The sequence below is a fragment of the Kribbella solani genome, assembly GCF_014205295.1.
Classification (GTDB): Bacteria; Actinomycetota; Actinomycetes; order Propionibacteriales; family Kribbellaceae; genus Kribbella; species Kribbella solani.
The window spans coordinates 5,388,762-5,407,410 of the sequence record NZ_JACHNF010000001.1 but is presented as its reverse complement, the minus strand read 5'-3'; the positions used below and the strand labels follow the sequence as shown (position 1 = coordinate 5,407,410).

Here is an 18,649-nt window from a genome sequence, read left to right as displayed (position 1 = left end):
CGACAGGAGCTCCCAGCAATACAGGGCGTAGCGACCGGGGCCACGGGAATTGTTCACAGTCCGTTACTGAAGCTACCTAAGCCGCGCCGACTTCCACACTTCGGGAGCAAGAACTTGCTAACGGTCCTGCTAACAGCGACCGTGGACCGGCGTGGACGACGCTGGACAATCTGCGAAGTCGGCGGCGGACGTCAGCTACGCAATCGTTGGGAGTGGACAGTCTGAACTCGACTACGGATCAGAAGGTTGGGGGTTCGAATCCCTCCGAGCGCGCCACGTAGAAGCCCAGGATCAGTTTGCTGACCTGGGCTTTTGTGTGTTGGGGGCGGGGCTAGGTGAGGGCTGTGGTTAGGTCGGCGGGGGTGCGGTAGTGGATGGCTGTCATGCCGAGGGATTGGGCGGCGGTGACGTTTTCTGGGCGGTCGTCGATGAATAGGCAGCGGGTCGGCTTGGCGCCGGCGCGTTCGGCGGCGATTTCGTAGATGCGGCGGTCTGGTTTGGCTACGCCTACCTGCGCGCTGCTGACCACGGCGTCGGCGAAGCCCGTGAGGCCGGCGCGTTCGAGGTGTTCGTCCAGGGTGTCTGTGGCGTTGGTCACCAGGACCACCGGTACGCGCTCCTTTGCCTTCGACAGCAGCGTTTTGACCTGCTCGTCGACTGTGAACGGCACGGCGACGAACTCGGCCATCGCGCGGCGGGCCTGCTCGTCTCCGCCCAGAGCGTCGATTACCGACTCGATCCAGTCCTGCTCGGTGGCCAGGCCGAGTGTGGCTGGTCCGATAAGTGCGGGATCGAACGCCGTACGCATCAGGGGTAGGCCGTACCGGGCCTCGATCTCGCGTTGAACGGTGTGGTCGAAGTGGCGGAGCACGCCGTCGAGATCGCAGAGCACAGCGTCGTAGGTCTCCATGGCAACCCATTGTGCGTGCAGCCGGGCAAGAAATTCAGTCAGGAAGGTCGTGGGTGAGCAGGCCAAGAGCCGCCGCCGACCGGGTGCCAGGACCAGTCCGACCCGGCCGTTGACCGATGCGAGAGGTCGTACCGCGGGGTGTGGTTGGTGGTCTGGTGTGTGGTTGACACGGTGGCGTGGTCCCGGCACGATCGGTGGACGGCGTTGCCGGCGCCCAGCCTTGTGAGGACCTGCCCCAGCCGGGTTCTCAAGAAGGTGAAGGGGAATCTGCCCTCAAGGCGGTTGTTGTCCAGGCCTGGTTCGAGTGCCGTTTTCGCTGGGGGAATGGGCACGTCGAGGAGGCTTGTCATGACCAAAGAGGGCAGTTTCAAGCGTGCGGTGCGTCAGCGGGCAAAGGCGACCGGGTTGCGGTACACGGAGGCTCGCGCCGCGTTGGAGAAGGGCGGTACGTCGCCGTTCGCGCGTACGCGGCCGGTCGAGTTCGCGGAGCTGAGGGCGCATCTCGAGGCGCGGTACGGCATCCGGATCGCCTCGATCGCGCCGATCGACGACGATCCCGCGACGCGGCCACTCGGATCCTGGGTCGGCCACTATCCCTGGACGCTGGTCGTCAAGCGGCTGGACGGTACGCCGTGGATCGCCCGCGTTTTCTCGTCGGCAGCGGACACGGTCGGCCGGGTCGAAGGCGATGCGGAGATCCTGCGGTACCTGGCCAAGAACGACTTTCCGGCCGAACGCCCCGCGCACGACGATCCCGTGTCGGTACTCGATGGAAGCGGCGTGATCGTCACCGAGTACGTCGAGGGCGGACGTCCGGCCGCGACGCCGGCAGTACAACATGAGTTGGCCGATCTGCTCGGCCGCCTGCACAAACTGCCCGCGGGCGGTGGGGCGCTCGCCCGCGACGGAGGGGCGGAGGAGCACGACGGCGCGTTCTTCGCGGGCCGGCCGAAGCAGGATCTCGTGGCGGCGATGAGTTTCCTGGTGAGCGTCGAGGACGCCGTCGCTCCAGACGGGCGCGAGCTGTTCGAGCGGCTGCGTGACCAGGTCGAGCACGCCGACGATGCGGAGGGTCTGCCTGAGGCGTTCACCCACGGGAATTACCACGCGTGGGCGGCCGTCGGCAGGCCGGGCGACCTCTCCATTGTCGGTTGGGCGGGTTCCGGTCGCGGGCCTCGCCTGCCGGCCCTCGCTTGGCTGCTGACGACCGCGGGGGAGGGCGATCGGGAGGGCATCGATGCGGTCGCGCGCGGGTACCGCGAGCACATCCAGCTCACCGGCGAGGAGGTCGAACGGCTGCCGGGCGTACTGGCAATGCGACCGCTCTGGCTGGCGTGCCTCGACTTCCGGGAGTCGACGCGCGGCGGGTCAACCCCGGCGACGGACGCGGGCTGGATCGGGTGGGTGGCGAACCCCGAAAACGCCGAGCGAATCGCCGCCCAAGCGATCCCGTCGCTGCGAGGCTGAGCCCTCGCCGGGCTGCGGTCGTGGGCCGATCGGGCCGCGTCGTGTCGCCGATCGGTCCGGGATCGTGGGTCGGTCGGCCGACTGCCTAAGCTTGCCGTTGTGACGCACAGCTTTGATCCCGTGGCGTACAACCGTGACGCCTGGGACCGTGAGGTGGAGAACAGCAACGAATGGACCAAGCCGGTCGGGCCCGAGGTCATCGCCCGGGCCCGGGCCGGCGATTGGTCCGTCGTACTGATCGGCTACGAGCCAGTACCGCGCGACTGGTTTCCGGCTGAGCTGGCCGGCGCCGACGTGCTGTGTCTGGCGTCCGGCGGCGGGCAGCAGGGGCCGGTGCTCTCGGCTGCGGGCGCGGCCGTGACCGTACTGGACAACTCGCCGCGGCAACTGGATCGCGATCGGGAAGTTGCCGCTCGCGAAGGGCTGTCAATCCATACGGTGCTTGGCGACATGCGTGACCTGAGCGCATTCCCCGATGCCGGCTTCGATGTCGTCTTCAATCCGGTATCCAATGTGTTCAGCCCCGATCTCGCACCGGTATGGCGGGAGTCATTTCGCGTACTGCGCCCGGGCGGAATCTTGATGGTCGGATTCATGAACCCCGATGTTTTCCTTTTCGATATCCCCGCGCTGGAGGAGCGCGAAGAACTGATAGTGCGCCATCGGCTCCCATTCAGCTCGCTCGATCTCCCGGATGCCGAACGCCAGAGCACGTACGGAACCGGGCCGATCGAATACAGCCACTCCCTCACCAGTCAGCTCGGCGGCCAACTCGCGGCCGGTTTCACCTTGACCCATTTCGCCGAAGCCCCACATCACGCGGACGCCACCGCCCAGTACATGCCAAGCTATTTCGCCACCCGAGCCACCAAGCCGTAACCCCCACCGCATGTCAACATGAGCCTGTGACAGCCGAACCAACCCGAGGACTGGGGCTTGGCGCTGGTTCTCGTTCTGAAGACGCTCTGAATGCGGTCGGCCGGGCTTAGGTTCGGTGGCCTTTCAGGTGGCGGTTCAGGGCTCGTTCGGTTTCTCGGGTGGCTTCGCGTTCGGCCAGGGTTTGGCGTTTGTCCCAGGTTTTCTTGCCGCGAGCCAGGGCTATTTCTACTTTGGCTCGGCCGTCCTTGAAGTACAGAACCGTCGGCACCACGGTCAGGCCGCTCTCATTGACCTTGCGGTCGATTTTGTCGATTTGAGCACGGTGCAGGAGGAGTTTGCGTTTGCGGCGGGAGCCGGCGTTGGACCAGCTGGCCTGCGAGTACTGCGGGATGTGTACGCCGTGCAGCCAGATCTCCCGGTCCTCGACGATCGCGAACCCACCGATCAGCGACGCCCGCCCGGCCCGCAGCGCCTTCACCTCCGGACCCTGCAGAACGATCCCGGCCTCCCAGGACTCACCCAACTGATAATCGTGCGCGGCCTTACGGTTACGCGCGATCACGGGGTCGGTCTCGGCCTTCTTCACATCCCAATTCTGCCCGCGCCCACACCCCAACCGAAACCCACCCTCACCCAGCCAGCCCGACAACCTGTCCCAGGTACTGCCTGGGGATCCCCGCCCGCGTACGCAACTCCACCGAGTCGGCGTACGGGACCAACCGCACCCACGACACAAGCCGGTGCACCCCCACCAATGCCTCCGTCGCGGTGAGATCGCGGCGTAGCACCCGAGGGTCCGCGCCGATGTGATCGCGCCAAACAGTCAGATAGGCATCGAAGAGCGCGTCCTTGCGTACGCGAGACAGTGGCGCCCCGTTCCACTCCTCCACCGCGTCGAGGAAACCGTGCAGCGACGCGAACGGATGCCCCCAGATCGCGTTTCCGAAGTCGAAGAAGCGCGGTCGTAACGTACCGGTGGTGCGGTCGGCGAAGATGTTCGCCGGGTACACATCGTTGATCTCGAGATCGAGCGGAACGGCCTCGCTGATGTAGGCGGTTCGACGATCCAGTACGTCGGCCGCACGCTCGGCGCGCCTCACCAGCCCAGCGTCGAGATGCAACGGGTGGGTCGGTCGTAGCGCCGCCCACTCGTTGGTGATGGCGCGTACGTGGTTGCCGGCTGTTGTTGGTTCGATGGTGGTGATGCCGGGCAGGTCGACTCGGCCGAGTAGGGAGCATTGCAGGTGTGCCAGGGCGCGGACGACAATGTGCAGCGTCGGTTGATCCTCGACGTCGTGATGAGTCAGCGTCGCCCCATGATCAGGCGCGAGCAGCCAGCCGCGTACGCGGTCAACCGCGTGCGGGACGATCACGTCATCCGGTACGAGCTGTGCCAACGCGGCCACCAGATCGGCCTCGAATCGGTGACCGGGGTTGTTTTCCTTGAACCACGTCAGGCCCTCGCTGGTGGGATAGCACCGCACCACAGACCAGAACCGCGCCCGATAAGTCACCGGCGCCCCGCATACCTGACCGCCGCACTCGGCCACCCGCTCGCCCACCCAGGCATCCACCGCCCGCGTCCACTCGGGCGACGTCCAGCGCTGGACCCACTGCCCCCGCGCGTCCGGCCCGAGCGGCCTGGCTGTTGGCGCATGCCGAATCATCCGCCGAGGCTAACCCGAGCAGATCACTGAAGGTGCCCATCCCGAAGCAGGGGTGCCCCGACAACCAACGTGATCTCCTCGCCGACCAGGAAGTCCGGCCTGTGTCGACGTACCGACGAACGGGTAGTCGTCGGCCGGGCTCCGCTCCTTGGTGCCGTCCGACCGGGTGATCGAGCCGCCTTCACGCGGGGCCTCGCGCCGAGTTTCCCCGCTCGGGCGACCCCCACCCGTCCTTCGGTACCGGTCCGCAGCGGGATCGCCGGTAGGTAGTGGCAGGGCGTTGATCAGTCGGAAATGGGACGGGCCTGGTTCAGGTTGGATTGGTGGGGGCCGGCCAGCCACTCCTGCGACAGGCGCGGATCAGTGCCGTCTCCTTGCACGAGCGCGTCGAGGTACGCCCGGTCGGCAGCGAACCGCGCCGCCACTTCGGGGCCCTGGGCAACAGTTCCGTGACCGGGGATGAGAACAGTGGCGTGCTGGGCGGCCGCCTCAAGCAGATCCAGCGCCGACATGTACGCGTCCAGCTGACCCGGCCTTCGCGGGTCGAGCAGCGGGATCAAGATGTCGGAGAGCATGTCGCCCGCGATCAGTACGCCGCGGTCCGCGAGGAGCACTGCGGCGTGGCCAACGGCATGCCCTTCGTGTTCGACGAGCTCGCCCGGTACGGGACCGCCGTCCGCGGGCAGCGGGGTGATCAAGCCGATCAGCTCGAGCGGGATGCCGGACGCGCTCTCCGCCGCCATCGCCTGCGCCCGCTCCCGGGCGTCGCCGGCGGTCTGCGCGCAGGCAGCCGTCGCGTACCGCGGTACGTCGCCGAACCGGGAATGCCAGAGCAGATGGTCCCAATGCGGATGAGTGGAAAACCCGGCCACCACCGGTACGCCGAGCCGCTCCACGTCATCGGCGAGCTCGTCCAGCTCGGCCCCGTCGATACCGGGATCGACGAGGATCAACCCATCGTCCCCACGCACGACGGTGGCATTGCTCCACACCCACCCGCTCTGCCGCACCCAAACCCCGTCGGCCGCCTGTGTCAACATGCTCCCACCTTCCCAACCCACCCCCACTCAACGCGACCCCGCGCTCTGGTCAGCGGTTGTCGCCGCTGCCGCCGAGGACTGCTCGTTTCTGGCGGTCGGCGAGTTTTGCGATGTTGAGTTCGGCGACTTCCGCGAGGGGGATGTCGAAATAGTCGGCGATCACGGCGGTGTACCACAGCACGTCGCCGAGTTCTTTCGTCAGATCTTCCCGGTCCCATTGGGAGAAATCGCTGTCTTTGTCGCGGACGACCTTCTTCGCCTTTTCCGCGATTTCACCCGTTTCGCCTACCAGGCCGAGCAGAAGGTGGAACAGTTCGTTGTGCTTTTCCTTCGGCGCGGCGGTACGGAGCGCGGCCTGCTGGTACGAGTTCATCTCCACCGCGCAACTATAGAACTCAGTACCCGAACTCTCTTACCCAGTCTTCGGGGGACACGGAGAAGAACCGCGCGGCCATATCCGCGGCGGCTTCGGCGGGGTCTGGTTCGGAGCTGTTGAGCAGGAGCAGTTGCTGAACCGGCACATTCGCCGGCGGTTGTTCGAACGAGAGCAGCATGCCCGGTCGCTCCCACGCCGGGACGATCCAGTTGAGGGTCAGCCCCGGCGGCAGTACGGGCCCGCGCGGCCGGAGGTGCGCCTCGAGGAAGCGCGCGGTCCGGCGGCGTGGGGTTTCCCAGGAGCGGTCGTCGGTGGCGCGGCGTACCTCGCGCAGGTACTGGTCGCGCGCGAAGTGCAGGTCCGGGAGCGGCCAAGGCGTACCGCCGTAATCGGCGGCGGCCGGCGCGAGCGGAGCGTCGAAGACGCCGGTGTAGTCGCGAAAGTCGACCCAAGAGATGCGTGCGTGGTCGGGCGAGGCGACGATGAGCGGCGCGATGACGCCACAACCAGGCTCACCACAAGAACACCGGTACACGGCCGCCCGATGACCGCCCGGAAGCACGGGTACGAGCGGGCGGCGGACCGGCGTACGCGATGGCGCTGACGTACTACGCGAAGCCGGACCCGCTGGCCTGGGTGGGCCGAACAGGTCGGCCGGATCGAACCCTTGCCAGTCCGGGGCGACCTTGGCGAACGGGTTCTTCCCGTCGACCAGGATGGTGACGAGCGGCCAGTCCGGATTGTTGCCCGGGACATCGAATCCCAGGGTCAGAACAGAAAATTCATCCATACGAGCGATGTTTTCGGTACACCGCGAACCATCATTGGGACCGGGCCGGCAACCGGTCACGGAGAATCTATGCCGGCCAAGACGTTCAGTCGAGGCAGAATTCGTTGCCTTCGACGTCCTGCATTACCAGGCAGGATTCGTTTTCTTCGTCGGCGACCAGGAGCTCCAGCCGGGTCGCGCCCAGCGGGATCAGTCGGGCGCATTCGGCCTCGAGCGCCGCGATGCGTTCCGCTCCGACAAGCCCGGTCGCGACGCGTACGTCGAGATGCACCCGGTTCTTCACGACCTTGCCCTCGGGTACGCGCTGGAAGAACAGCCGCGGACCCACCCCGTTCGGATCCATACACGCGAACGCCCGGCCCTGTCGCTCAGCCGGCTGCGCCCGGTCCCACGCTTCCCAGCTGTCGAACCCCTTCGGCGCCGGCGGCACGACGTACCCAAGCACCTCACACCAGAACCGAGCCACCCGCTCCGGCTCCGCACAATCGAACGTGACCTGAACCTGCCTGACCGACGCCATTGCCCAACCATAAAGCCCAACCCAACCCCACCGCATGGGGTTTGCGCCGGGATATAGTTCCTGTTGGGAACTTACTTGTGGAGGAGTTTGATGGGCGGCCAGGGACCCAAGGGGAGAAGATTGGCGGATGGTAGTGCCGGTGACGCGGACTACGGGCGGATCGGGGTTGGGTACACCTCGTACCGGCAGCCGGAGCCAGCGTTCGAGGCTGCGATTCGGGGTGCGTTCGGCGCCGCGCGGACGGTTCTCAACGTCGGTGCGGGTGCCGGCTCGTACGAGCCGCGCGATCTTGACGTGACCGCGATCGAACCGTCCGCGAAGATGCGCGCCCAGCGCCCGGCCGATCGGGTTGCCGCGATCGACGGTACGGCCGAGGAGCTCCCGTTCGACGACGACACGTTCGACGCCGCGATGGCGACGTTCACGGTGCATCAGTGGTCGGATCTGGGCCGCGGACTCGGTGAAGTACGCCGGGTCACCCGCGGCCCGGTCGTGGTCCTGACCTGCGATCCGACCGCGCTGCGCAAGTTCTGGCTGTACGACTACGCGCCCGAGGCGATCGACACCGAAGCCCGCCGGTACCCGACGATCGACGCGATCCTGACCGGCCTCGGTGGCGGTACCGCGACGCCACTGCCGATCCCGCTGCAGTGCGTCGACGGCTTCGGCGAGGCGTACTACGGCAGACCCGAACGCCTCCTCGACCCCGGCGCCCGCCTGGCCAACTCCGCCTGGAGCTTTGTCGCGCCGGAGGTCCACGAACGCTTCGAAACCACCCTCGGCAACGACCTGTTCAACGGCCGGTGGGACGCCAAGTACGGCGCCCTGCGCAACCAACCGCACTTCAACGGTTCCCTGATCCTGATCACCTCCCCGGGCAACCCGCTGGCGTAGGGTCCGAGGGGTGGAATCGCCATCTCAACCTCCCGTCAGTCGAGGGCTTTCGGTGGAGACTGAACGGTTGATTGGGGAGTTTCAGCGGGTGGGTGCGTTTCGGTTGCGATCGTCGGGGCGGGCGGTTGCCGGGGTGCTGGGCGCGGTCCTGGTGCTGGTGGGGGTGTTCGGGTTCTCGTTCACCAGCCCTAACCCGGAGATGCCGGTTGTGATCGGTGCGGTGTTTGTCGGTCCGGCGCTGGGGTTGCTGGGGTGGGCGATCTGGCTGCTGGTACCGCGGGTGCGGGTTGTTGTCGACCGCGATGGAATCGCGCGGCGCAGGCGGCGAGTGAGTTGGGCGGAGATCTCCGAGATCCGGATGGACTACTCGATCAGCCGCGGCGTCACGTACACCCGGGTGCAGCTCGAACTGGTCGCCCCGGACGGACAGCCGGCGCCGCCGCTCGTGCTCCCGTTCCTGCTGACGCCCGGCGCCGAGCACGTGCAGCCGGCGCTCGAGGTGCTGCTGGCCGAGTACCACCAGACCGCCCGCGGCGTACCCGGCCGAATCCAACGCTGGACAAACTGACCCGGCTCCCTCGCCACGGAACGACGGTCAGGCGCGCGGAGTTCTCGTGCCGGGCCAGGTCAAGGAGACGATCAGCACCCGGCGTACGCGGTCCTGTACTGCCGCGTCGATTGGTCCTCGGGTCGCGTTGACACGGGCGAGGCCCGCGCGCGACTCGTCGTCGGGTTACCGGTCAGCAAGCGCTCGCAGAGGCCGACGTACGACGTTGAGGAGACAATTCCTGTACTTCAGGTAGTCCGGAGGGGGTGTGGGTATGGATGAGCGGCAGTATCCGTCGGTGGTCAGGGATCGGGAGTGGGTGGACGGCGACGGGGTGCGCTGGTGGATGCGGGGCGGGGAAGTGCAGGGGAAGCGGGTTGCGCGGTTGGGGCGTGATTCGGGGGTGCGGGTGTTGCACGTTTACCTGGACGATGTACGCGAGGTGCCGTCGGCTGAGCGGGGCGGGTTGCTTGAGCGGGTGGGGGTGTTCGAGCGGGGGAAGACGGAGGACTTTGTGGAGTTCCGGGTCGCCGAGTTCAGGAACGCGGCGGGACAGAAGTTGCTGGTCGTCGAGGAGACCTGCTGACGGCTGACAGGGAGCGCTCGGCGGCGCGTGTGGGCTGGGTGCTCTCACGGTGTAAGTCGAGGTGGAATTTGCGGTCGTTCGGTGCTTGGCGGCCGTGCTGGGCAGTGTGTCAGGGGGTGTACGCGCGGCTCGGGCTGAAAGTGGGGTGGTGGATCACTTACCGTGATCCTCATGGCGTTTGCGGCGAAGGGGAGCAAGGGGGAGTCGTTCCTTGCGGTGGTGCTCGGTGGTGGGGCGGCGTTCGGGCTGGTGGTGATCACGTCGCGGGCGTGGAAGACCTGCCATGTCGACATCGGCAGCGTGCCGAACGGGCTGACGCTGCTGTTCCTCGGGTTGCCGCTCGCGCTGATCGTCAACCTGGTGCTGTTCACGATCGTGTTCCGGTATGCGGGCAAGGCGTTCCTGTTCTCGCTGGTCGCCGCGGCGATCGCGATCGCGATAGCGGACCTGGCGCTGTTCTCGTGGCAGGGGACACCGGCCGGCGCACACGGCACCTGTCCGGGGAACGTACCCCCGTGGTGGCCGAAGTGGATCCCGACCTGATCCGGATCCCGCGCGGCTGAGTCCGGCGGGGAGCCGAATCGCTCGGTGCGGGCATGGTTGGGCGTACCGCGGCGGGGGTGGCGCTGGGGAGCCGAGCTCGCCCGGCAGCCGACGCCCGTCGGCTGGCGTCGCCGTGAGGATGACGTCGGCGTGGGGACGGTGTCAGTCCAGGAGGTGGAGGAGGGCGGTGGCGCGTTCTGGGTCACCGAGGTGTGCTGAGCAGGGGACAGGCGGGACCACGAGCCGGCCCGGGTGAGCTGACTGAGGCGCCGCGCAAGCACCACACCCCGCCGAAGCGCGGCACGGTCCAGCGCGGTACCACTGGGCGCGGCGCGGGCGAGGGTGGTGGAATCCGGCACGCCGATCGGGTCCAGCTCATCGCACCGCTCCACCGACCACTCGCCCGCTGGGGGTTCTCCCTCGAAGTGCCGGGTTGCCCCCTCAGAATTTGAGGGGGCAACCCTCCACCTGAGCAGGCAACCTCGTCAGCGAAGCCCGGCGACCCGCGCGAAGCCCGGCGACCGACCGACGCTGAGCACGCGCCGCCTTGAGCCACAGCGGCTGATCGCGGCCTCACGCTGCGCGCGGTGTCCTCGTCACGCTATATCTGACGTTCTGCGTGCCGGCGGTTTGCGTTTGGAGGCGGATGATTACTGACCAGGGTCGGAGGCGTACGCGGCGGGGACTGCATGGGTGATCATAATCGGAGCATGAGCTGGCCGGATGGACCGTACCGGGTGGGTATTTCGGGGTGGCGTTACCCGCCGTGGCGGAAGACGTACTACCCCGAGGGGCTGCCGCAGCGTGCCGAGCTCGAGTACGCGGCCGGTCGGCTGAACTCGATCGAGCTCAACGGGTCGTTCTACGCACTGCAACGGCCCGCCTCGTACCAGCGCTGGCATGATGAAACGCCTGACGGGTTCGTCTTTTCGGTCAAGGGGCCGCGGTTCGTCACGCATGTGAAACGGCTCGCCGACGTGGACGCGCCGCTGGCCAACTTCTTCGCGTCCGGGGTCTTTGCGTTAGGCAACAAACTCGGTCCGGTGCTGTGGCAGTTGCCGCCGAATTTCCAGTACGACGCCGATCGCTGCGCCGCCTTTTTCGAGCAGTTGCCGCGTACCACGACTGCCGCGGCCGAGGTCGCGAAAGGGCATGACGAACGGATGGAGGGCCGGGCACTGCTCGAATGCGCCGTCGACATTCCACTGCGGTACGCGATCGAAGTACGCCATGACAGCTTCAAAACCACCGGTTTCCTTGAGTTGGCGCGTGCGCATGACGTGGCGGTGGTTTGTGCGGACTCGGCGGGTAAATGGCCGATGTTCGATGCGGTGACGGCGGATTTCGCGTACGTCCGGCTGCACGGTGCGGACGAATTGTATGTCAGTGGGTACGACGGGAAGTCGCTCGATCGGTGGGCGCGGAAGATCCGGTCGTGGAAGTGCGCCGCGTTCGTCTATTTCGACAATGACGCGAAGGTGCGGGCGCCGTACGACGCCGAGGGGCTGGCGGGGCGGCTCGGGATCAGTTCGGTGGAGGCCGAAGCGTGCCGGGCTTAGCGTCGGCGGCATGACACAGAACGCGGAAAACCCTGGTGAGCTCGTTGTGCAGGCGGTTGAGCGGGCGTTGAAGTTTGTCGTCACCTGGCCGGCCTGGGACGGTGAGCCGCGGGTCTCGGACGACGACCGCATCTTCACGCCGCACAAGGCGGTGCGGCGGATCGCCGACCACATGATCGATCATCTCGCGGAGGTGGAGGCGCTGCTGGCGGGTGTGCCGACGCAACCCGACGAGTGGCACGCGAGTTCAGTGACGTCCACCGCGGACCTCGCGCCGTTCACCGAAGCGGACGTCCGCGAGGCCGAGCAGCGGTTGCGCCGGCTCGCGCGGACGTTCGAGCTCCGGTACGCGGCCCTCGACCCGGCCGAATGGGACAAGGACCGCACCCCGAACTGGACGCTCCGGGTCATCGCCGAACACCTCATCGAACTCGACTGGTACGCCGAACAGGTAGGCGACTTCTCTTGATCACCCGCCTGCAACACCAACTCAGAACAACCGTGCGCCGACTGGCTGTTCCAGGTCCAGGAGGAACTGTTTGTTGGTGAGGCCGCCGGCGTAACCGGTGAGCGAGCCGTTTTTGCCGATGACCCGGTGGCAGGGGATGACGATCGACAGTGGGTTCTGGCCGACTGCCTTGCCGACCGCCTGGGCGGGTTCACCCAGCCGCGTGGCGATCGCGCCGTACGTGGTCGTCTCCCCGTACGGGATCTCCGCCAGCACCGACCAGACCCGTCGCTGGAAGTCGGTACCTTCCAGCCGGGTCGGGAGGTCGAACGTCCGCCGCTGACCCGTGAAGTACGCCTCCAGTTGCTCGACGACCGTCGTGACGAACGCGTCGGCCTCGACCCGTTCGCCGAGGGTTTCCGCCGTCGGCTTGACCCAGTGATGCGGGAAGTAGACGCCGACCAGCGTCTGCTCCGACACCACCACCGTGAGTTCCCCGATCCGGGTGCTGACTACCGCATGCCTGTTCATGCTGATGGAACGCGCCGGCGCCTAATCCTGTGAGGGGAGCGGCTCCTGCGAGGGGATCAGCGCGGTCGTCAGGGTGACGCGTTGACGTCCGGGTTTCTCGGCGCGGTACGGGGCGAGCAGTTCGGTCAGGTCGGCCTGGAGCTGGGCAAGGTCGTCGGTGTTCACGTACAGCATCGTCTGCCCGATCCCGAACAGGTTCCGCAGCTCGGGGTCGGCGGCCAGGAACCGGTCGAAGTCCTCGGCGAAGTGCCCGAGGAAGGTCAGCACCGAGTCGCGGAGCTGGGCGGTGCTCATCGCCTGCAGCTCCTGCTGGTCGACCTGTGCGACGCGTTCGCCGAGCGCGAGGGTGCGCTCGACGGCGCCGCGGACGCGCCGTTCTGCGACGACGGACAGGATGCCCGCCTCGACCAGGGCGGCGACGTGCCGGTACAGCGTGGCCGGGGTGATGTCGGGCAGCAGCTCGCGGAGGGCGGCCGTGGTCAGCTCGCGGCCGCCGAGCTGCTGGATGATCCGCAGCCGGACCGGGTGCATGACGACGTCCGCGACCGATGGCTGACCACCCCGCTCCGCCGTCTCTGCTGGTTCCTTGGGGTTCTTTGGCATCATTATTATCAATCTGATAATGTTCGCATTGTTAGATCGATCCTAGCCGGAGGTGGATGATGACGGAACCGCGGTACGACGGCCGGACCCTGCGACTCGACTTCGGGCGCTGGGAGGCGCTGCTGCTGCGCCGGTCCCACCTCGCGGTCCCGGCGGCGGAGATCGAGCGGCTGGAGGTGCTGCCCGGGTGGACGTCGGAGGTGCTCGGGTTCCGTTCCGGGCTGGTCATCTCCGGGTACTTGAAGATCGCCACCTTCCGGCATCCGTCCGGTGTCCGGCGGCTGGTCAGCATGCGGCGCGGTCTTCCCGTGCTGCGGGTGGTGTTGCGCGGAGGTGAGTTCGACGAGCTGCTGATCAGTACGCCGGCCGCCGGCGAGCTGGCCGATGCACTGCGGACGCGAGCCACCCGATGATCCAGGCAACCGCTCTCGCGAAGCGCTTCGGTCAGGTCGAGGCGGTCACCGACGTCACCTTCACCGCCCGGCCGGGGCGGGTCACCGGCCTGGTGGGTCCGAACGGCGCCGGCAAGTCAACCACTCTCCGCATGCTCGTCGACCTGATCAAACCCGACGCAGGAACAGCAACCTTCACCCCAGGCCAGCAGCAGTTGTCCGGCGGCGCGGAGCTGCAGGGAGCGCCCGCGGGGAAGTCGGCGGGGGAATCGGCGGGGGAGTCGGCCGCTGGGTTGGCGGCCGGGTCGGCGGCTGGGTCGGTTCTGGGGGTTCGGTATCGGGAGCTGCCGTCGCCTGGTTCGGTGGTTGGGGCGGTGCTGGATGTTGCGTTGGCGCATCCGGGGATGTCGGGGCGCGGGCATTTACGGACCATCGCCGCGCTGGCCGGGCATCCGGGGGCGCGCGTGGACGAGGTGATCGCGGCGGTTGGGCTCGGGGCGTACGCGGATCGGCGGGTCAAGGGCTACTCGACCGGCATGCGGCAGCGGCTGGCGCTGGCGACCGCGCTGCTGGGGGACCCGGAAGTACTTGTCCTGGATGAACCGTCGAACGGGCTCGACCCGGCGGGCATCGTCTGGTTGCGGACGTTCATGCGCGACTTCGCCGCATCCGGCCGTACGGTCCTCGTCTCCAGTCACGTACTGACCGACCTCGAACACTCGGTCGACGACATCGTGCTGATCAACCACGGCCGCACCACCTGGACCGGCACGCTGGCCGACTTCACCGCCCACGGATCGACGCTCGAGCAGGCATTCCTCACCCTGACCACCGCGGAGCCAACCACATGACCACCCCACCCGCCACCAACCCCACCACCCCGAGCGGCGCCGCGCCTACCGGCACCACCACGAGCGGCGCCGAGACGATCGGCACCAAGCCGAGCGGCGCCGGCTCGACCAGCGCGGCTCGGGCCGGCGCGGATCATCGGGTGCGATTTCGGCTGATCCGGGGTGAGCTGACCCGGATCGCGGCCGTGCGGCTGCACCGCTGGGCTGCCCTCGCCGCGGTCGTCTGTGGCGGCGGTCTGACCGGTCTGCTCAGCGTGATCGGCCCCGAAAACGCGACCCCACCGATGCCCGGCATCGACACCCCGGAAGGCGCCGCGCTCGTCGTCGGCATCACCGGAGTCCTGCTCTTCGTACCGGCCCTGATCGGCGCGATCGGCATCGCCGGCGAGTACCGGCATCGCACGATCGCCACCACGTTCCTCGCCGAACCACGCCGCGGCCGCGTCCTCACCGCCAAGCTGGTCGTGTACGCGGCCCTGGGCCTCGCGTACGGAGTGATCGCCTCGCTCACCTCCGCGATCGCACTCCTCGCGGCGGCTGCCGTACGCGGCGTCGACCTGACCATCCCAGCCGGGGATCTCATCACTCTGCTGATCCGCCTGGCCGTGGCAGCAGCCGCTTACACCATTCTGGGCGTGGCGATCGGCGCGCTGGCCGGGCATCAATTAGTTGCTGTCGGCATCATTGTCGGGTACTTCTACTTCCTGGAGTACATCCTGCTGGTGGTCCCCGGCATCAACACCATCTACCCGTACCTCCCCGGCGGCGCCACCGCGGCATTGACCGACTTCTCGTTCATCACCAGCACAATCGCCGAACAAACCGCCGCACCCGGCCCAGGCCTACTCCCGGCAGCAGCCGGCGCGGCGGTCCTCCTGGCGTACGCGGCAGCAGCTGCCACCACGGCAGCCCTCCTCCCCCTCCGCCGCGACATCAACTGAGCCGTCAGATCTTGTCGGCCGCGTCCATCGCCACGCCGATCAGCTCCGGGCTGAGGTCGACGACCGTGTTCCCGGCTGCGTCCAGTTGGCCGCGCTCCTTGATCGTGAGCCCGATCAAGGCAAGCGTGCCGGCCCGGTGCCTGCGGACTCGCTCGGCGGCATCCTCGACCGGTGGCACCGCGCCTTCGTCGTCCCGTTCCCAGGCGGCGACGGCGCGCGCGGCCAGGGCGGCCGGGACGGTGACCCGGAGCGGGGGCAGTTCGGCGGCGCGGAACGCCGTACCGATCTCACCCAGGACGCGGGCCTCGTCGGCGTACTCACTCATGTTCTTTCCTCCATCGTCGCGGTCCGATCGAGAATGCCCGCCGCCCACCCACGAACGCATCAGGCGCTCCCCGTAATCCATCCCCTAGGTCCTGGGTAGTAGTCCAGCGCCTACTGCGGGGCGGCGCTGGACTACCACCCAGGACCTGGTCCGATCGTCGTGGCGTAACCACCGATGTGGTGAAGTTGACCCCAGCAGACAGGACGCGTGAGTTGGGAGCAGACGGTGAGCATTCGAGTCGGTTACAAGGCGTCGGCCGAGCAGTTCGGGCCGCGGGACCTGGTGGAGTACTCGGTCCGGGCGGAGGAGCTCGGGCTGGACAGTGTGACCGTGTCGGACCATTTCCTGCCCTGGCGGCACGAGGGTGGTCACGCGCCGTTCGCGCTGGCCTGGATGGCGGCGGTCGGTGAGCGTACCAACCGGGTGCTGCTGGGTACGTCGGTGCTGACGCCGACGTTCCGGTACAACCCGGCCGTGATCGCGCAGGCCTTCGCCACCCTCGGCGAGCTGTACCCGGGCCGGGTGATGCTCGGCGTCGGCACCGGCGAGGCGCTGAACGAGATCGCCGTGTCCGGGATGGAGTGGCCCGAGTTCAAGGAGCGGTTCGCGCGGCTGCGGGAGGCGGTGCAGCTGATCCGCGACCTGTGGACGAAGGACGGCGTCAGCGCCGAGGGGCCGTACTACAAGACCGTCGACGCCTTCATCTACGACCGCCCGGAGACGCCGCTGAAGGTGTACGTGGCGGCGGGCGGGCCGCTGGTCGCGAAGTACGCGGGTCGCGCCGGCGACGGGTTCATCGCGACGTCCGGCAAGGGCATGGAGCTGTACACGGACAAGCTGATCCCCGCCGTGAAGGAGGGCGCGGAGAAGGCCGGGAAGAAGTTCGATGACCTGGACCGGATGCTCGAGGTCAAGGTGTCGTACGACCGGGATCCGGCCGCTGCCCTGGAGAACACCCGGTTCTGGGCGCCGCTGTCGCTCACGCCGGAGCAGAAGCACAGCGTGACCAGCGCGACCGAGATGGAGCGGCTGGCCGACGAGCTGCCGATCGAGCAGGTCGCGAAGCGGTGGATCGTCGCGTCCGACCCGGAGGAGGTCGTGAAGCAGTTCCAGCCGTACCTGGACGCCGGGTTCAACCACTTCGTCGTCCACGGTCCGGGTCACGACCAGGAGCGGTTCCTGACCCAGTTCACCGAGGACGTCCTGCCGCTGCTGCGCAAACTGTCCTGAGTCAACTGGCTTGAGTCGACCGGCTTGAGTCTGACAGTCGGGCGCCTGACAATCGGCAGGTGCCCGACTATCAGATCGTCCGTGACGACGACCCGCGGTGCGCCGAGCTGGAAGCAGCCGGGTACCGCGTGGTCGCCGAGTCGTGGGCGGTACGGCTGGTCGACCCGGATCGTGAGTTGCTGGAGTCCGCCGTACGCCGGGCCATCGCCGGCGGGATCACCGTCCGTGAACTCGGGCCCGAGGCGGCGCCGGCGCTGCATGAGCTGGAGAAGACGAACGAGCCGGACTATCCCGACACGCCCGCGACCCACCGCGCGGTCGGGGACGCCGCCGGCATCCGTGCGCTCTGGCCGGACCACCGGGTCTTCGGCGCGTTCGACGGGCATCGGCTGGTTGGTGCGACCGTGATCCGGTCGAAGGACGGTTTCGGTGACACCGCGTTCACCTCGGTGCTGTCCACACACCGCCGTCGTGGCGTCGCGCAGGCGGTCAAGGCGGCGTCGATCCTCGCGTTCCTGGACGTTGGCATCAACCGGTTCAGCACCGGCGGCGCCGCGACGAACCAGGCCAGCCTTCAGGCAAACCAGGCCCTCGGCTACCAACTCACCGAACACTGGCGCACGTACGCGCCGTGACACGCAAAGGCGGCTGGAGAGGGGGTCCGCCGCAGTACGCGCCGTGACATGCAAGGCGGGTGGAGAGGGTTTCGTGGCTAGTGCAGGTCGGTGGAGAGGGATTCGGCTGCTTGGGTGAGTAGCGGGATCGCTCGGTCCACCAGGGACTCGGTCATCCGGGGCGCCGGGCCGGAGATGGAGATCGCCAGCGGGGACGGGGCGTCCGGGACCGCGACCGCCACGCAGCGAACGCCCAGTTCCTGTTCGCCTTCGTCGGTCGCGTAGCCGTGTTTTTCGGCCTGGCGGAGTTGGGCGGTGAACGCGTCGGGAGTGGTGATCGTGTTGTCGGTGTGCTTCGGCATACCAGTGCGGTGCAGCAGGTCGCGTACCTCGGACTCGGGGTACTGGGCCAGGATCGCCTTGCCGACGGCCGTGCAGTGCGGGAGAACGCGCCGGCCGACCTCGGTGAACATCCGCATCGAGTGCCGCGACTGCACCTGCGCCAGGTACACGATCTGGTCGCCGTCGAGCATCGCCATGTTCGCCGACTCGCCGAGCTCGTCCACCAGTCGCGCGAGGTGCGGCCGGGCGAACACACTCAACATGTGCGACGAGCTCTCACCGAGCCGGATCAGCTTCGGCCCCAGGACGTACTGCCGGGACGGCTCCTGCCGCAGGTAGCCGAGGTCGACCAGCGTGCGGACCAGCCGATGGATGGTCGGCAGCGGCAGCCCGGAGGCGGCGGCCAGCTGGGACAAGCCCATCATCCCGCCCGCGTCCGCCATCGTCTCGAGCAGGCCGAACGCCCGCTCGATCGACTGCACTCCGCCGGTCCGGCCCTTGCCGCCCTCGTTGCTGCCGTTCGCTTCCGTCATCAAACCCCGTCCCTTCCGGATGGCGGAAGTCTAGCGCCAGATCCCGGAATTGCCGGACTCT

Annotated in this window: 25 protein-coding genes; 14 read left to right on the top strand and 11 right to left on the bottom strand. The window is 67.7% G+C overall.

Features of this window, described 5'->3' with window-relative positions:
• Positions 1–331: 331 nt before the first annotated feature.
• Positions 332–910 carry an HAD family hydrolase gene (locus HDA44_RS24760; RefSeq protein ID WP_202887544.1) on the bottom strand — a complete coding sequence of 193 codons (579 nt, stop codon included), beginning with the start codon at positions 908–910 and terminating at the stop codon, positions 332–334.
• A gap of 348 nt (positions 911–1,258) precedes the next feature.
• Here HDA44_RS24760 and HDA44_RS24755 point away from each other — a divergent pair, with 348 nt between their 5' ends.
• Positions 1,259–2,377 (top strand): phosphotransferase enzyme family protein, encoded by a 1,119-nt coding sequence (locus tag HDA44_RS24755; protein WP_184838314.1) that lies wholly within the window; start codon positions 1,259–1,261, stop codon positions 2,375–2,377.
• A gap of 99 nt (positions 2,378–2,476) precedes the next feature.
• Entirely contained in the window at positions 2,477–3,256 is a 780-nt protein-coding gene (locus HDA44_RS24750; RefSeq protein WP_184838311.1) for a methyltransferase domain-containing protein, read from the top strand.
• A 106-nt stretch (positions 3,257–3,362) separates the two neighbouring features.
• Here the strand turns inward: HDA44_RS24750 and smpB are convergent, their stop codons facing one another.
• The 6 genes from smpB to HDA44_RS24720 form a co-directional block, all read right to left on the bottom strand.
• Positions 3,363–3,842 carry an SsrA-binding protein SmpB gene (gene smpB / locus HDA44_RS24745; protein WP_184838309.1) on the bottom strand — a complete coding sequence of 160 codons (480 nt, stop codon included), beginning with the start codon at positions 3,840–3,842 and terminating at the stop codon, positions 3,363–3,365.
• 43 nt (positions 3,843–3,885) lie between these two features.
• On the bottom strand, positions 3,886–4,923 hold the full coding sequence (locus HDA44_RS24740; RefSeq protein WP_184838307.1) for a hypothetical protein: 1,038 nt from the start codon (positions 4,921–4,923) through the stop codon (positions 3,886–3,888).
• Between the two features lie 284 nt (positions 4,924–5,207).
• Positions 5,208–5,963 carry an MBL fold metallo-hydrolase gene (locus tag HDA44_RS24735; RefSeq protein ID WP_184838305.1) on the bottom strand — a complete coding sequence of 252 codons (756 nt, stop codon included), beginning with the start codon at positions 5,961–5,963 and terminating at the stop codon, positions 5,208–5,210.
• A 49-nt stretch (positions 5,964–6,012) separates the two neighbouring features.
• The gene (locus HDA44_RS24730) at positions 6,013–6,336 is read right to left on the bottom strand and encodes a nucleoside triphosphate pyrophosphohydrolase family protein (RefSeq protein WP_202888465.1); all 324 of its coding nucleotides are present in this window, start codon (positions 6,334–6,336) and stop codon (positions 6,013–6,015) included.
• Positions 6,337–6,358: 22 nt separating this feature from the next.
• Positions 6,359–7,129: a hypothetical protein gene (locus HDA44_RS24725; protein WP_184838301.1), complete on the bottom strand. Its 771-nt coding sequence runs from the start codon at positions 7,127–7,129 to the stop codon at positions 6,359–6,361.
• Between the two features lie 85 nt (positions 7,130–7,214).
• The gene (locus HDA44_RS24720) at positions 7,215–7,649 is read right to left on the bottom strand and encodes a VOC family protein (RefSeq protein WP_184838299.1); all 435 of its coding nucleotides are present in this window, start codon (positions 7,647–7,649) and stop codon (positions 7,215–7,217) included.
• A gap of 120 nt (positions 7,650–7,769) precedes the next feature.
• On the opposite strand from HDA44_RS24720, the gene HDA44_RS24715 reads away from it, so the two are divergent.
• The 7 genes from HDA44_RS24715 (at position 7,770) to HDA44_RS24685 (ending at position 12,247) form a co-directional block, all read left to right on the top strand.
• On the top strand, positions 7,770–8,543 hold the full coding sequence (locus HDA44_RS24715) for a class I SAM-dependent methyltransferase (RefSeq protein WP_202887539.1): 774 nt from the start codon (positions 7,770–7,772) through the stop codon (positions 8,541–8,543).
• Positions 8,544–8,631: 88 nt separating this feature from the next.
• Positions 8,632–9,111, top strand: a complete 480-nt coding sequence (locus tag HDA44_RS24710) for a hypothetical protein (RefSeq protein ID WP_184838295.1) — start codon at positions 8,632–8,634, stop codon at positions 9,109–9,111.
• Positions 9,112–9,364: 253 nt separating this feature from the next.
• The gene (locus HDA44_RS24705) at positions 9,365–9,676 is read left to right on the top strand and encodes a hypothetical protein (protein ID WP_184838293.1); all 312 of its coding nucleotides are present in this window, start codon (positions 9,365–9,367) and stop codon (positions 9,674–9,676) included.
• A 171-nt stretch (positions 9,677–9,847) separates the two neighbouring features.
• Positions 9,848–10,219 carry a hypothetical protein gene (locus HDA44_RS24700; RefSeq protein ID WP_184838291.1) on the top strand — a complete coding sequence of 124 codons (372 nt, stop codon included), beginning with the start codon at positions 9,848–9,850 and terminating at the stop codon, positions 10,217–10,219.
• Positions 10,220–10,264: 45 nt separating this feature from the next.
• Positions 10,265–10,438, top strand: coding sequence for a hypothetical protein (locus HDA44_RS24695; RefSeq protein WP_184838289.1), 174 nt, complete (start codon positions 10,265–10,267; stop codon positions 10,436–10,438).
• A 491-nt stretch (positions 10,439–10,929) separates the two neighbouring features.
• A complete protein-coding gene (locus tag HDA44_RS24690; protein WP_184838287.1) occupies positions 10,930–11,778 on the top strand; it encodes a DUF72 domain-containing protein in 849 nt (282 codons plus the stop codon).
• A gap of 10 nt (positions 11,779–11,788) precedes the next feature.
• On the top strand, positions 11,789–12,247 hold the full coding sequence (locus HDA44_RS24685; RefSeq protein ID WP_184838285.1) for a hypothetical protein: 459 nt from the start codon (positions 11,789–11,791) through the stop codon (positions 12,245–12,247).
• A 21-nt stretch (positions 12,248–12,268) separates the two neighbouring features.
• Here the strand turns inward: HDA44_RS24685 and HDA44_RS24680 are convergent, their stop codons facing one another.
• The gene (locus tag HDA44_RS24680; protein ID WP_184838283.1) at positions 12,269–12,757 is read right to left on the bottom strand and encodes a methylated-DNA--[protein]-cysteine S-methyltransferase; all 489 of its coding nucleotides are present in this window, start codon (positions 12,755–12,757) and stop codon (positions 12,269–12,271) included.
• 21 nt (positions 12,758–12,778) lie between these two features.
• The gene (locus HDA44_RS24675) at positions 12,779–13,363 is read right to left on the bottom strand and encodes a helix-turn-helix domain-containing protein (RefSeq protein WP_238352541.1); all 585 of its coding nucleotides are present in this window, start codon (positions 13,361–13,363) and stop codon (positions 12,779–12,781) included.
• A gap of 56 nt (positions 13,364–13,419) precedes the next feature.
• Here HDA44_RS24675 and HDA44_RS24670 point away from each other — a divergent pair, with 56 nt between their 5' ends.
• From HDA44_RS24670 to HDA44_RS24660, 3 genes are read left to right on the top strand one after another with little or no spacing between them, the layout of a single operon-like run.
• Positions 13,420–13,773 carry a hypothetical protein gene (locus HDA44_RS24670; RefSeq protein ID WP_184838281.1) on the top strand — a complete coding sequence of 118 codons (354 nt, stop codon included), beginning with the start codon at positions 13,420–13,422 and terminating at the stop codon, positions 13,771–13,773.
• On the top strand, positions 13,770–14,603 hold the full coding sequence (locus tag HDA44_RS24665; protein ID WP_184838279.1) for an ABC transporter ATP-binding protein: 834 nt from the start codon (positions 13,770–13,772) through the stop codon (positions 14,601–14,603). The genes HDA44_RS24670 and HDA44_RS24665 overlap by 4 nt, the downstream gene beginning before the upstream one ends.
• Complete coding sequence (locus HDA44_RS24660) at positions 14,600–15,544, top strand: ABC transporter permease subunit (RefSeq protein WP_184838277.1); 945 nt, start codon at positions 14,600–14,602, stop codon at positions 15,542–15,544. Before HDA44_RS24665 ends, HDA44_RS24660 begins: the two co-directional genes overlap by 4 nt.
• A 4-nt stretch (positions 15,545–15,548) precedes the next feature.
• Here the strand turns inward: HDA44_RS24660 and HDA44_RS24655 are convergent, their stop codons facing one another.
• Positions 15,549–15,869: a hypothetical protein gene (locus HDA44_RS24655; protein ID WP_184838275.1), complete on the bottom strand. Its 321-nt coding sequence runs from the start codon at positions 15,867–15,869 to the stop codon at positions 15,549–15,551.
• A gap of 225 nt (positions 15,870–16,094) precedes the next feature.
• On the opposite strand from HDA44_RS24655, the gene fgd reads away from it, so the two are divergent.
• Both fgd and HDA44_RS24645 read left to right on the top strand, forming a co-directional pair.
• A complete protein-coding gene (gene fgd, locus HDA44_RS24650) occupies positions 16,095–17,099 on the top strand; it encodes a glucose-6-phosphate dehydrogenase (coenzyme-F420) (RefSeq protein WP_184838273.1) in 1,005 nt (334 codons plus the stop codon).
• 59 nt (positions 17,100–17,158) lie between these two features.
• Entirely contained in the window at positions 17,159–17,734 is a 576-nt protein-coding gene (locus HDA44_RS24645; RefSeq protein WP_184838271.1) for a GNAT family N-acetyltransferase, read from the top strand.
• A gap of 77 nt (positions 17,735–17,811) precedes the next feature.
• Here the strand turns inward: HDA44_RS24645 and HDA44_RS24640 are convergent, their stop codons facing one another.
• Entirely contained in the window at positions 17,812–18,588 is a 777-nt protein-coding gene (locus HDA44_RS24640; protein WP_184838269.1) for an IclR family transcriptional regulator, read from the bottom strand.
• Between the last annotated feature and the right edge of the window lie 61 nt (positions 18,589–18,649).

Excerpts from the sequence above, each read along its gene's own strand:
- HDA44_RS24640 (WP_184838269.1), bottom strand. The coding sequence starts at position 18,588 with ATGACGGAAGCGAACGGCAGCAACGAGGGCGGCAAGGGCCGGACCGGC.
- HDA44_RS24700 (WP_184838291.1), top strand. The coding sequence starts at position 9,848 with ATGGCGTTTGCGGCGAAGGGGAGCAAGGGGGAGTCGTTCCTTGCGGTG.
- HDA44_RS24735 (WP_184838305.1), bottom strand. The coding sequence starts at position 5,963 with ATGTTGACACAGGCGGCCGACGGGGTTTGGGTGCGGCAGAGCGGGTGG.
- HDA44_RS24755 (WP_184838314.1), top strand. The coding sequence starts at position 1,259 with ATGACCAAAGAGGGCAGTTTCAAGCGTGCGGTGCGTCAGCGGGCAAAG.
- HDA44_RS24655 (WP_184838275.1), bottom strand. The coding sequence starts at position 15,869 with ATGAGTGAGTACGCCGACGAGGCCCGCGTCCTGGGTGAGATCGGTACG.
- HDA44_RS24685 (WP_184838285.1), top strand. The coding sequence starts at position 11,789 with ATGACACAGAACGCGGAAAACCCTGGTGAGCTCGTTGTGCAGGCGGTT.
- HDA44_RS24670 (WP_184838281.1), top strand. The coding sequence starts at position 13,420 with ATGACGGAACCGCGGTACGACGGCCGGACCCTGCGACTCGACTTCGGG.
- HDA44_RS24675 (WP_238352541.1), bottom strand. The coding sequence starts at position 13,363 with ATGATGCCAAAGAACCCCAAGGAACCAGCAGAGACGGCGGAGCGGGGT.
- HDA44_RS24665 (WP_184838279.1), top strand. The coding sequence starts at position 13,770 with ATGATCCAGGCAACCGCTCTCGCGAAGCGCTTCGGTCAGGTCGAGGCG.
- HDA44_RS24720 (WP_184838299.1), bottom strand. The coding sequence starts at position 7,649 with ATGGCGTCGGTCAGGCAGGTTCAGGTCACGTTCGATTGTGCGGAGCCG.
- HDA44_RS24690 (WP_184838287.1), top strand. The coding sequence starts at position 10,930 with ATGAGCTGGCCGGATGGACCGTACCGGGTGGGTATTTCGGGGTGGCGT.
- HDA44_RS24760 (WP_202887544.1), bottom strand. The coding sequence starts at position 910 with ATGGAGACCTACGACGCTGTGCTCTGCGATCTCGACGGCGTGCTCCGC.
- HDA44_RS24725 (WP_184838301.1), bottom strand. The coding sequence starts at position 7,129 with ATGGATGAATTTTCTGTTCTGACCCTGGGATTCGATGTCCCGGGCAAC.
- HDA44_RS24705 (WP_184838293.1), top strand. The coding sequence starts at position 9,365 with ATGGATGAGCGGCAGTATCCGTCGGTGGTCAGGGATCGGGAGTGGGTG.
- HDA44_RS24730 (WP_202888465.1), bottom strand. The coding sequence starts at position 6,336 with ATGAACTCGTACCAGCAGGCCGCGCTCCGTACCGCCGCGCCGAAGGAA.
- HDA44_RS24660 (WP_184838277.1), top strand. The coding sequence starts at position 14,600 with ATGACCACCCCACCCGCCACCAACCCCACCACCCCGAGCGGCGCCGCG.
- HDA44_RS24740 (WP_184838307.1), bottom strand. The coding sequence starts at position 4,923 with ATGATTCGGCATGCGCCAACAGCCAGGCCGCTCGGGCCGGACGCGCGG.
- HDA44_RS24680 (WP_184838283.1), bottom strand. The coding sequence starts at position 12,757 with ATGAACAGGCATGCGGTAGTCAGCACCCGGATCGGGGAACTCACGGTG.